At 55.3% G+C, this 11,428-nt stretch carries 12 protein-coding genes; 8 read left to right on the forward strand and 4 right to left on the reverse strand.

Annotated elements, in window-relative coordinates; genetic code table 11:
• Positions 1 to 50 precede the first annotated feature (50 nt).
• The gene (murA, locus tag ACLH1U_RS05960; RefSeq protein ID WP_023291124.1) at positions 51 to 1,310 is read left to right on the forward strand and encodes a UDP-N-acetylglucosamine 1-carboxyvinyltransferase; all 1,260 of its coding nucleotides are present in this window, start codon (positions 51 to 53) and stop codon (positions 1,308 to 1,310) included.
• Positions 1,311 to 1,364: 54 nt separating this feature from the next.
• On the opposite strand, the gene sfsB is transcribed toward murA, so the two are convergent.
• On the reverse strand, positions 1,365 to 1,637 hold the full coding sequence (gene sfsB, locus ACLH1U_RS05965) for a DNA-binding transcriptional regulator SfsB (protein ID WP_004206189.1): 273 nt from the start codon (positions 1,635 to 1,637) through the stop codon (positions 1,365 to 1,367).
• A 197-nt stretch (positions 1,638 to 1,834) separates the two neighbouring features.
• Positions 1,835 to 2,806: an octaprenyl diphosphate synthase gene (gene ispB / locus ACLH1U_RS05970; protein ID WP_023291123.1), complete on the reverse strand. Its 972-nt coding sequence runs from the start codon at positions 2,804 to 2,806 to the stop codon at positions 1,835 to 1,837.
• Positions 2,807 to 3,066: 260 nt separating this feature from the next.
• On the opposite strand from ispB, the gene rplU reads away from it, so the two are divergent.
• The 4 genes from rplU (at position 3,067) to cgtA (ending at position 5,909) form a co-directional block, all read left to right on the forward strand.
• Positions 3,067 to 3,378: a 50S ribosomal protein L21 gene (gene rplU, locus ACLH1U_RS05975; protein WP_002918379.1), complete on the forward strand. Its 312-nt coding sequence runs from the start codon at positions 3,067 to 3,069 to the stop codon at positions 3,376 to 3,378.
• 20 nt (positions 3,379 to 3,398) lie between these two features.
• Positions 3,399 to 3,656 carry a 50S ribosomal protein L27 gene (rpmA, locus tag ACLH1U_RS05980; RefSeq protein ID WP_002434222.1) on the forward strand — a complete coding sequence of 86 codons (258 nt, stop codon included), beginning with the start codon at positions 3,399 to 3,401 and terminating at the stop codon, positions 3,654 to 3,656.
• 93 nt (positions 3,657 to 3,749) lie between these two features.
• On the forward strand, positions 3,750 to 4,715 hold the full coding sequence (locus ACLH1U_RS05985) for a DMT family transporter (protein ID WP_004206187.1): 966 nt from the start codon (positions 3,750 to 3,752) through the stop codon (positions 4,713 to 4,715).
• A 15-nt stretch (positions 4,716 to 4,730) separates the two neighbouring features.
• Complete coding sequence (cgtA, locus tag ACLH1U_RS05990) at positions 4,731 to 5,909, forward strand: Obg family GTPase CgtA (protein WP_004206186.1); 1,179 nt, start codon at positions 4,731 to 4,733, stop codon at positions 5,907 to 5,909.
• A 52-nt stretch (positions 5,910 to 5,961) separates the two neighbouring features.
• Here the strand turns inward: cgtA and dacB are convergent, their stop codons facing one another.
• Complete coding sequence (gene dacB / locus ACLH1U_RS05995) at positions 5,962 to 7,395, reverse strand: serine-type D-Ala-D-Ala carboxypeptidase (RefSeq protein ID WP_023291122.1); 1,434 nt, start codon at positions 7,393 to 7,395, stop codon at positions 5,962 to 5,964.
• A 235-nt stretch (positions 7,396 to 7,630) separates the two neighbouring features.
• On the opposite strand from dacB, the gene greA reads away from it, so the two are divergent.
• Positions 7,631 to 8,107: a transcription elongation factor GreA gene (gene greA, locus ACLH1U_RS06000; RefSeq protein ID WP_002918375.1), complete on the forward strand. Its 477-nt coding sequence runs from the start codon at positions 7,631 to 7,633 to the stop codon at positions 8,105 to 8,107.
• Positions 8,108 to 8,259: 152 nt separating this feature from the next.
• On the opposite strand, the gene yhbY is transcribed toward greA, so the two are convergent.
• Positions 8,260 to 8,553 (reverse strand): ribosome assembly RNA-binding protein YhbY, encoded by a 294-nt coding sequence (gene yhbY / locus ACLH1U_RS06005; RefSeq protein WP_002918374.1) that lies wholly within the window; start codon positions 8,551 to 8,553, stop codon positions 8,260 to 8,262.
• Between the two features lie 123 nt (positions 8,554 to 8,676).
• On the opposite strand from yhbY, the gene rlmE reads away from it, so the two are divergent.
• Positions 8,677 to 9,306, forward strand: coding sequence for a 23S rRNA (uridine(2552)-2'-O)-methyltransferase RlmE (gene rlmE, locus ACLH1U_RS06010; protein WP_008806638.1), 630 nt, complete (start codon positions 8,677 to 8,679; stop codon positions 9,304 to 9,306).
• Between the two features lie 99 nt (positions 9,307 to 9,405).
• A complete protein-coding gene (gene ftsH, locus ACLH1U_RS06015) occupies positions 9,406 to 11,340 on the forward strand; it encodes an ATP-dependent zinc metalloprotease FtsH (protein ID WP_004206183.1) in 1,935 nt (644 codons plus the stop codon).
• Positions 11,341 to 11,428 lie beyond the last annotated feature (88 nt).

An 11,428-nucleotide genomic window follows, 5' to 3' on the forward strand; every position in this document is an offset into this window, starting at 1 on the left:
GTGGGGGATCCCCTGCAGCGTATGTGAATTTTTAATAGAGAACAGAATCAATGGATAAATTCCGTGTTCAGGGGCCGACTCGCCTTCAGGGCGAAGTCACCATCTCCGGTGCAAAAAACGCCGCCCTGCCAATCCTCTTTTCCGCGCTGCTTGCCGAAGAGCCGGTAGAGATCCAGAACGTACCTAAGCTGAAAGACATCGATACCACCATGAAGCTGCTGAGTCAGCTGGGCGCGAAGGTAGAGCGCAATGGTTCGGTGTGGATTGACGCCGGCCCGGTCGATGTATTCTGTGCTCCGTACGATCTGGTGAAAACCATGCGCGCCTCCATCTGGGCGCTGGGCCCGCTGGTGGCGCGTTTCGGTCAGGGACAAGTTTCTCTGCCTGGCGGCTGCGCCATCGGCGCGCGTCCGGTCGATCTGCATATTAGCGGGCTGGAACAGCTGGGCGCCGAGATCAAACTGGAAGAAGGTTATGTTAAAGCCTCGGTCAATGGTCGTCTGAAAGGCGCGCATATCGTGATGGATAAAGTGAGCGTCGGCGCCACCGTCACTATCATGAGCGCAGCGACCCTCGCCGAGGGGACGACGATTATCGAAAACGCCGCTCGCGAGCCGGAGATCGTCGATACCGCGAACTTCCTTAACGCGCTGGGCGCAAAAATCAGCGGCCAGGGCACCGATCGCATCACCATCGAAGGCGTGCAGCGTCTGGGCGGCGGCGTTTACCGCGTGCTGCCGGACCGTATTGAAACCGGGACCTTCCTGGTTGCCGCAGCCATTTCCGGCGGCAAGATCCTCTGCCGTCACGCGCAACCAGATACCCTGGACGCCGTACTGGCGAAGCTGCGCGACGCCGGAGCGGACATCGAAACGGGCGAAGACTGGATCAGCCTTGATATGCACGGCAACCGTCCGAAAGCGGTTAACGTGCGTACCGCGCCGCATCCGGGCTTCCCGACCGATATGCAGGCCCAGTTCACGCTGCTCAACCTGGTCGCGGAAGGGACCGGCGTGATCACCGAAACGATCTTTGAAAACCGCTTTATGCACATTCCGGAACTGATCCGTATGGGCGCCCACGCGGAGATCGAGAGCAATACCGCGATCTGTCACGGCGTGGAGCAGCTTTCGGGCGCGCAGGTGATGGCGACCGATTTGCGTGCCTCGGCGAGCCTCGTACTGGCAGGTTGTATCGCTGAGGGAACCACCATCGTCGATCGCATCTATCATATCGATCGTGGCTATGAGCGTATCGAAGACAAACTGCAGGCGCTGGGTGCCAATATTCAGCGCGTGAAAGGCGAGTAACCGCATCCTGTCAGGGCCCGGGCGTCTATCCCGGGTCCTTGTCGAACTATCACATCACTTGTCCATCTTCTTTTGACGCATCATCTGCGTTCTGTCGATAAACTCATGCGTTACCGGATCATGGTAGCGTGACGGCCAGATGACCCACGGCTGTGTATCCAGCGCCGTGGCGATGATTAATTCGCCTTTCGGCCAGGGGCGGGTCAGGGCGTTCGCCAGCGTTGAAGAACTCAGACCGTGCCGTCGCGACTCTGCCGCCAGCGATGTTCCCCGTTTACGTAATCCCGCAACAATATCTGCGGGATGCCAGTCGATGAACTTATCCATAAATTCTCCTGGTGATAAAGATCCTGATCGGCCCATATGGGCGACGGGGACACTATACCCGTGCACCAGGTAAGGTTCTAACAAGTTCTGTTAAAGCGCCGGAATATTCAGAATGTATCAAGGTATCCGGAAATTTACGGTAGGGAATGGGTTTTTACTGGAACTTTCCCGCGCATTGCGCGGGAAGGGGGAGGGGATTAATGATCGCGCTGAACCGCGATATGCGCCAGCCCGATCAAGGCTTCACGCCAGGGGGTGTCAGGGAGAACCTGCAGCGCGGCAATCGCTTTGTCAGCTTCTTCTTCGGCACGTTTCTGCGTCCACTCCAGCGAACCGCAGGCAGCCATCGTTTCCAGGACGGCATCCAGCAGATGGCGGCCATTGCCCTGCTCGATTGCCCCGCGGATCATCGCCGATTGATCGGCGGTACCATGGTGCATGGCGTGCAGCAGCGGTAGCGTCGGTTTGCCTTCGTTGAGGTCATCACCGACGTTTTTACCAAGCCGCTCTCCGTCGGAGCTGTAATCGAGTAAATCGTCGATCAGCTGGAAAGCGGTGCCGAGATAGCGGCCATAATCCTGCAACGCGCGCTCTTCTTCCGCAGTGCAGTCGGCCAGTAATCCCGCACACTGCGAGGCAGCCTCAAACAGACGCGCCGTCTTGCTGTAGATGACGCGCATGTAGTTCTCTTCCGTGATATCCGGGTCATTGACGTTCATCAGCTGCAGCACTTCGCCTTCGGCAATGACGTTCACCGCTTCCGACATGACCTCGAGGATCTTCAGCGAGCCCAACTGGGTCATCATCTGAAAGGCGCGGGTATAGATAAAATCGCCGACCAGCACGCTGGCGGCATTGCCAAACGCCGCATTTGCCGTGGCTTTGCCGCGACGCATATCAGACTCATCGACGACGTCGTCATGCAGCAGGGTGGCGGTATGAATAAATTCAATCAGCGCAGCAATGGTGACATGCGCGCTCCCCTGATAGCCCACCGCGCGGGCGGCGAGCACAGCAATCATCGGGCGAATGCGTTTGCCGCCGCCGCTGACGATGTAATAGCCTAACTGATTGATAAGCTGAACATCGGAATTGAGTTGCTCAAGAATCGTCGCATTGACACCCGCCATATCTTGCGCGGTTAACTCATTGATTTTTTCTAAATTCATCGCAAAAGCCGGGCCAAATGTCCTGTTACCATGAATCCAGGTGGGATCACAGAAGGATTAAGACAGAATTAAAAGAAGTTATGATTGTACTGAAAAATTGCCGTAGATAAACGTTGTCGTGAAAGTTGTGTTTTTTTTCTGCATTGATCGCTAATCGCTCTTGTCAAAGGCTCGCGTTTTGCGTAATATTCGCGCCCTATTGTGAATATTTATAGCGCACTCTGAATCACACGAAGAGGTGCGCGGAAGCGGAGTTTTATATGTACGCGGTTTTCCAAAGTGGTGGTAAACAACACCGAGTAAGCGAAGGTCAGACCGTTCGCCTGGAAAAGCTGGACATCGCAACTGGCGAAGCTGTTGAGTTCGCTGAAGTGCTGATGATCGCAAACGGTGAAGAAATCAAGATCGGCGTTCCTTTCGTTGAGGGCGGCGTAATCAAAGCTGAAGTTGTTGCTCACGGTCGTGGCGAGAAAGTTAAAATCGTTAAGTTTCGTCGTCGTAAACACTATCGTAAGCAGCAGGGCCATCGTCAGTGGTTCACTGATGTGAAAATCACTGGCATCAGCGCCTAAGACCTGAGGAGTAGATTTAAATGGCACATAAAAAGGCTGGCGGCTCGACTCGTAACGGTCGCGATTCAGAAGCTAAACGTCTGGGCGTAAAACGTTTCGGCGGTGAAGCAGTTCTGGCAGGTAGCATCATCGTTCGTCAACGTGGTACCAAATTCCACGCTGGCACCAACGTTGGTTGCGGCCGTGACCACACTCTGTTCGCTTTGACTGACGGTAAAGTCAAGTTCGAAGTTAAAGGCCCGAAAAACCGTAAATTCATCAGCATCGTTGCTGAATAAGTTTTTCGCGTCCCGGTAACGGATGAAAGCCCCGCAACACGTTGCGGGGCTTTTTACATTCGTCTACCGGAAAATTTTTGCAGGGAAACAGGCATGAAGCAGCAGGCTGGGATTGGCATTATTCTGGCGCTTACCACCGCGATGTGTTGGGGAGCGTTGCCGATTGCAATGAAGCAGGTTCTTGAGGTGATGGCGCCGCCAACGGTGGTGTTTTATCGCTTCCTGATGGCCAGTATTGGTCTTGGCGCGATCCTCGCGATCAAAGGCAAACTGCCGCCGCTGCGAATTTTTCGCAAGCCGCGCTGGCTGGTCTTATTAGCGATTGCCACCGGCGGCCTGTTCGGTAACTTCATCCTGTTCAGTTCTTCCCTGCAGTATCTCAGCCCCACGGCTTCTCAGGTCATCGGCCAGCTATCGCCGGTAGGCATGATGGTGGCTAGCGTCGTGATTCTGAAAGAGCGCATGCGCGGCACCCAGGTGGTGGGCGCGTTGATGCTGCTCAGCGGGTTGGTGATGTTCTTCAACACCAGCCTGATTGAAATCTTTACCCGCCTGACGGACTACACGTGGGGGGTAATTTTCGGCGTTGCTGCCGCCACGGTGTGGGTAAGCTACGGCGTCGCGCAAAAGGTGTTATTGCGCCGTCTGGCATCACAGCAGATACTATTTTTGCTGTACACTTTATGTACGATTGCATTACTGCCGCTCGCTGAGCCTGGGGTGATATCCCGGTTAAGCAGCTGGCAACTGGCATGCCTGATTTTTTGCGGGCTGAATACCCTGGTCGGCTACGGGGCGCTGGCGGAAGCCATGGCGCGCTGGCAGGCGGCGCAGGTCAGCGCGTTAATCACCTTGACGCCACTGTTTACGCTACTGTTTTCTGATTTATTATCAATGGCCTGGCCCGATGTTTTCGCCAGACCGATGTTAAACCTGATTGGTTATCTCGGTGCGTTTGTCGTGGTTGCGGGCGCGATGTATTCCGCCATCGGTCATCGTCTTTGGGGACGTTGGCGTAAGCGAGAGGCGGTAGTACCGCTGCCCCGCTCAGGCGAATGATTTACGGAGAGTAAAATGAAGTTTGTAGATGAAGCAACGATCCTGGTCGTAGCAGGTGACGGCGGCAATGGTTGCGTAAGCTTCCGCCGCGAAAAATATATTCCGAAAGGCGGCCCGGACGGCGGCGATGGCGGTGATGGCGGCGATGTCTGGCTGGAAGCGGACGAAAACCTGAATACCCTGATCGACTACCGTTTTGAAAAATCTTTCCGCGCCGAACGCGGGCAGAATGGCCAGAGCCGCGACTGTACCGGTAAGCGTGGTAAAGACGTGACGGTAAAAGTGCCGGTCGGGACCCGGGTTATAGACCAGGGCACCGGCGAGACCATGGGCGATATGACCAAACACGGTCAGCGTCTGATGGTGGCGAAGGGCGGCTGGCACGGTCTGGGCAACACCCGTTTTAAATCATCCGTTAACCGTACGCCGCGTCAGAAGACCATGGGTACGCCGGGTGATAAGCGCGACCTGCAGCTGGAGCTGATGCTGCTGGCGGACGTCGGAATGCTCGGGATGCCGAACGCCGGTAAATCCACCTTCATCCGTGCGGTCTCCGCCGCCAAGCCGAAAGTGGCTGACTATCCGTTTACCACCCTGGTGCCAAGCCTGGGCGTGGTGCGTATGGACAATGAGAAGAGCTTTGTGGTCGCCGATATCCCGGGGCTGATTGAAGGCGCAGCGGAAGGCGCAGGCCTCGGCATCCGCTTCCTCAAGCACCTTGAGCGCTGCCGCGTATTGCTGCACCTGATCGACATCGAGCCTATCGACGGTTCCGATCCGGTTGAGAACGCGCGCATCATCATCGGCGAGCTGGAGAAATACAGCGAGAAGCTGGCCTCCAAACCGCGCTGGTTAGTCTTTAACAAGATTGACCTTATGGACAAAGCGGAAGCCGAAGCTAAAGCGAAGGCAATTGCTGAAGCGCTGGGTTGGGAAGAGAAATTCTACCTGATCTCCGCCGCCAGCCAGCAGGGCGTAAAAGATCTGTGCTGGGACGTGATGACCTTCATCATCGAAAACCCCATCGTGCAGGCGGAAGAAGAGCAGAAGCCGGAGAAAGTCGAGTTTATGTGGGACGACTATCACCGTCAGCAGCTTGAAGAGGCCGAAGCCGAAGTGGAAGATGACGAAGACTGGGATGACGACTGGGACGAAGACGACGAAGAAGGCGTTGAATTCATCTACAAACGTTAATCCTGACTTCTCTGGATCAAAAAGGGCCGCATCTGATGCGGCCCTTTTGTTTTTAGTTGTTCTGGTACAAATCTTTATAAAGCCGGCTTTCAAAGCGTACCAAGGGTATGCGGCGGTTACGCTGATCGGCTGGCTCCACGGCGTAGCCGGAGAGGTATTGCACGAAGGCCACCTTTTGCCCGCTGGCGGTAGTGATGAAGCCCGCAAGGTTATAAACCCCCTGCAGCGACCCGGTTTTCGCCGAGACTTTGCCATCGACGCCCGCCTGATGGAGGCCGGCGCGATACTGCAGCGAGCCGTCATGGCCCGCCAGCGGCAGCATAGAGATGAAGTTGAGCTCGGTGTCGTGCTGGGCGATATACTGCAACACCTGCATCATGGTCGCCGGGGCGATCAGGTTGTGGCGCGACAGGCCAGAGCCGTCGGCGATGATGGTGTTGCCGAGATCAACCCCAGCCTGTTGACGCAGGATCTGACGTACGGCATCGGATCCTGCCCGCCAGGTCCCTGGTACGCCGAACCGGGCATGACCGATGGTACGAAAAACGGTATCCGCAATCATGTTGTCGGATTTCTTCAGCATGATCCGTAGCAGATCGTGCAGCGGCGCTGACTGGGTGGTGGCTAATACCGTGCCGGGCTCATTGGCCAGCGTCTGACGCAGCAGCGTGCCGCTATAGGCGATCCCCGCCTGCTTCAGCTCCGCTTTAAGGATCGCCCCGGCGTAGCTGGCGCCATCCTGTATCGCGAAGGCCAGCGGCAGCGGTTCGCTACGCTGCGGCAGGCAGCCGGTGAGGGTATAGCGATTGAGGTCGCCCGGCACCACGTCCAGTTCGCAATACTGGGCTTCCGATGAGCCACGCGCCAGGGTGCGAACCTGACTGAACATGGTGACCGGATAATAGGAGGCGACGCGAATGAAGGCGAGATCGCCCGGCTTCTGCGCGCTATACAGCGAGACCGAGAAGCAGTTGCGGTCGACAATCGCCGCCGCAGGCGGAGCGCTGAAGCATTGCGTCAGGTCGTTCCACGGCCACCCCGGCGCTTTATCATGGCTGGCGAAGACCGAGGTATCGATAAGCACATTGCCGTCGATACGCTGCACGCCAGCTTTTTTCAGCGTCGCCACCATATTGCGAATATCCTGCCGCTTCAGCGTCGGGTCGCCGCCGAAGCGGGCGATCAGATCGCCTTTCAGCACGCCGCCGTCCAGTGAGCCTTTGGTTTCCAGCGTGGTGGTGAAGCGAAAATCGGGACCCAGCTGCAGCAGGGCCGCCAGCGCGGTGATGACCTTTTGCGTACTGGCCGGAAGCGCCATTTGCTGGCTGTGATAGTCGATTTCCGGCGTCGATGCGCCGACCTTTTGCGCCATAAAGGCAAGGTTCGCACCGGCGGGAAGCTGGGTGATGTACTCGTCAATATTCGCCGCCTGAGCGCTAAGCGCTATACCGGCAGTCAATCCGATGATAAATCTGGGAAATCGCATAATCTCGCGCTAACAACCTGAAGCCAGGCCGTCATACTACGGTGCAACGCCCAGTAAAGTAAACGATGACCCATAATGAACTTCGGGGTAAAATACCTATCAAATGAAAAATTGCTGCTGACCTGGGGAGTGTTTCCCGGGTCGGTTTCTTTTTGCTCGTGTCCTGCCCGTGGACAGGACAGGTGGCGGAGCGGAGCTATCCGTTTCCTGAAGGAATGATAAAGAGGTATAACTAATGCAAGCGATTCCGATGACCTTACGTGGCGCTGAAAAACTGCGCGAAGAACTGGATTATCTGAAGTCTGTGCGTCGTCCTGAAATCATTGCCGCTATTGCTGAGGCCCGTGAACACGGCGATCTGAAAGAGAATGCCGAGTATCACGCCGCGCGTGAACAGCAGGGCTTCTGCGAAGGGCGTATCAAGGATATCGAAGCGAAGCTGTCCAATGCGCAGGTTATCGATATCACCAAAATGCCGAACAATGGCCGGGTGATTTTTGGCTCTACTGTCAGCGTGCTGAACCTCGATACTGACGAGGAACAGACCTACCGTATCGTGGGCGATGACGAAGCTGATTTTAAGCAGAATCTGATCTCCGTGAACTCGCCGATTGCCCGTGGTCTGATCGGTAAAGAGCAGGATGACGTCGTGACTATCCGTACACCGGGTGGGGAAGTGGAATACGAAATTACCAAGGTTGAATACCTGTAAGGCGTATTTCCCGCTACGATGTTTATAGATTGTAAAGAAAGGAAAAAGGCCGCATAGCGGCCTTTTATCAACGTCACGAGCATGGCATTTTGCTCGCCTGGCCACAGAAATCCCTCGTTTTACACAAAGTTGTGTCGGGATTGAGGATATTCTTAGCGTGGCAGCGAGATTTTACGCTCTGGCGTTGGGCGGTACAGAACCAGCGTTTTACCGATGACCTGTACGTTACAGGCGCCGGTTTCGCGCACGATGGCTTCCACGATCAAGGCTTTAGTTTCGCGATCTTCTGAGGCGATCTTCACCTTGATGAGTTCATGGTGCCCTAACGCTTGTTCGATCTCGGCCAGTACCCCTTCGGTCAAACCATTGTTGCCAAGCATAACTACCGGCTTGAGCGGATGTGCCAGACCTTTCAGGTGCTGTTTTTGTTTAGTACTCAGATTCATCGTATTTTTTTGCTTACGTTGGGATTGAAAACGGGTCATTCTACCGCCATCTCCCATATATCGCCAAACTACCGCGTCGATTTTTACGCAGTAAAGTACGATGAACCCGAACGGGAATGTTAAATGACAGGTAAAAAGCGTTCTGCCAGCTCAAGCCGCTGGCTTCAGGAACACTTTAGCGATAAATATGTTCAACAGGCACAGAAAAAGGGGTTACGTTCCCGTGCCTGGTTTAAACTTGATGAAATACAGCAAAGTGACAAAATTTTTAAGCCGGGGATGACGATAGTTGACCTCGGCGCTGCTCCCGGAGGCTGGTCGCAGTATGCGGTCACGCAGATCGGCAACAGCGGCCGCATCATCGCTTGCGATCTTTTACCAATGGATCCAATCGTTGGTGTGGACTTCCTTCAGGGCGACTTTCGTGATGAATTAGTCCTGAAAGCGTTACTTGAGCGAGTAGGCGACAGTAAAGTACAAGTGGTCATGTCCGATATGGCGCCGAATATGTGCGGAACACCGGCGGTGGATATTCCCCGGGCGATGTATCTGGTAGAACTGGCGCTTGAAATGTCTCGTGATGTATTAGCGCCAGGTGGTAGTTTTGTAGTGAAGGTGTTCCAGGGCGAAGGCTTCGATGAGTATCTTCGAGAAATTCGCTCCCTGTTTACGAAGGTCAAAGTTCGTAAGCCGGACTCTTCCCGCGCTCGTTCGCGTGAAGTGTATATTGTAGCGACCGGGCGTAAACCATAACCGGCAGATTTCAAATGAAAGTTTGAAAGAAACTGGATATAGCGTATCCTGACGCTGTTTTTAACACAGTTGTAATAAGAGGTTAATCCCTTGAGTGACATGGCGAAAAACCTAATACTCTGGCTAGTCATTGCCGTTGTGCTGATGTCAGTATTCCAGAGCTTTGGGCCCAGCGAGTCGAATGGCCGCAAGGTGGATTATTCTACCTTCCTGCAAGAGGTCAATCAGGACCAGGTTCGCGAAGCGCGTATCAACGGACGTGAGATCAACGTTACCAAGAAAGATAGTAACCGTTACACGACTTACATTCCGGTTAACGATCCGAAGCTGCTCGATAACCTGTTGACTAAAAACGTCAAAGTTGTTGGTGAACCACCAGAAGAGCCAAGCCTGCTGGCTTCCATCTTCATCTCCTGGTTCCCAATGCTGCTGTTGATTGGCGTCTGGATCTTTTTTATGCGGCAAATGCAGGGCGGCGGCGGAAAGGGCGCGATGTCCTTCGGCAAAAGCAAAGCCCGTATGCTGACGGAAGATCAGATCAAAACCACTTTTGCTGACGTTGCCGGGTGTGACGAAGCGAAAGAGGAAGTCGGCGAACTGGTGGAATACCTGCGTGAGCCGAGCCGCTTCCAGAAACTGGGCGGTAAGATCCCGAAAGGCGTCCTGATGGTCGGTCCTCCGGGTACCGGTAAAACGCTGCTGGCGAAAGCGATCGCTGGCGAAGCAAAAGTGCCGTTCTTTACTATTTCCGGTTCTGACTTCGTAGAAATGTTCGTCGGTGTTGGTGCATCCCGTGTGCGTGACATGTTCGAACAGGCTAAGAAAGCAGCGCCTTGCATCATCTTCATCGATGAAATCGACGCCGTCGGCCGCCAGCGTGGCGCCGGTCTTGGCGGTGGTCACGATGAACGTGAGCAGACCCTGAACCAGATGCTGGTTGAGATGGACGGCTTCGAAGGTAACGAAGGCATTATCGTTATCGCGGCGACTAACCGTCCGGACGTTCTTGACCCCGCGCTGCTGCGTCCGGGCCGTTTTGACCGCCAGGTGGTGGTTGGCCTGCCGGATGTTCGCGGTCGTGAGCAGATCCTGAAAGTGCATATGCGTCGCGTTCCGCTGGCGCCGGATATCGATGCGGCAATCATTGCTCGCGGTACCCCTGGCTTCTCCGGTGCGGACCTGGCCAACCTGGTCAACGAAGCGGCCCTGTTTGCTGCCCGCGGCAACAAACGCGTCGTATCGATGGTTGAGTTCGAAAAAGCGAAAGACAAAATCATGATGGGTGCGGAACGCCGCTCCATGGTGATGACGGAAGCGCAGAAAGAGTCCACCGCTTACCACGAAGCGGGCCACGCGATTATCGGTCGTCTGGTGCCGGAGCACGATCCGGTGCACAAAGTGACGATTATCCCGCGCGGTCGTGCGCTGGGTGTGACCTTCTTCCTGCCGGAAGGCGATGCGATCAGCGCCAGCCGTCAGAAACTGGAAAGCCAGATCTCCACCCTGTACGGCGGTCGTCTGGCGGAAGAGATTATCTACGGTCCGGAACATGTTTCTACCGGCGCGTCTAACGACATTAAAGTGGCGACGAACCTGGCGCGTAACATGGTGACCCAGTGGGGCTTCTCCGACAAACTTGGTCCGCTGCTGTACGCGGAAGAAGAGGGTGAAGTGTTCCTCGGCCGCAGCGTCGCGAAAGCGAAGCATATGTCCGATGAAACTGCACGTATCATCGACCAGGAAGTGAAATCGCTGATTGAGCGTAACTACGGTCGTGCTCGCCAGCTGCTGAACGACAACATGGACATTCTGCACGCGATGAAAGATGCGCTCATGAAGTATGAGACCATCGATGCGCCGCAGATTGACGACCTGATGGCTCGTCGCGATGTTCGTCCGCCAGCGGGTTGGGAAGAACCCGGTTCTTCTAACAACTCTGACAACAATGGCACGCCTCGTGCGCCGCGTCCGGTCGATGAACCGCGTACGCCGAACCCGGGCAACACCATGTCAGAGCAGCTGGGCGACAAATAAGCTGCCGCTGTTGATGTCTTGTTTTAACCTTAAAACCCCGGGGCGCCCGCTCCGGGGTTTTTCTTTTTTAACCTCTTCAGTCTCAGGG

It is taken from the genome of Klebsiella sp. 1SOBk5mer (assembly GCF_046603115.1).
GTDB lineage: Bacteria > Pseudomonadota > Gammaproteobacteria > Enterobacterales > Enterobacteriaceae > Klebsiella > Klebsiella quasipneumoniae.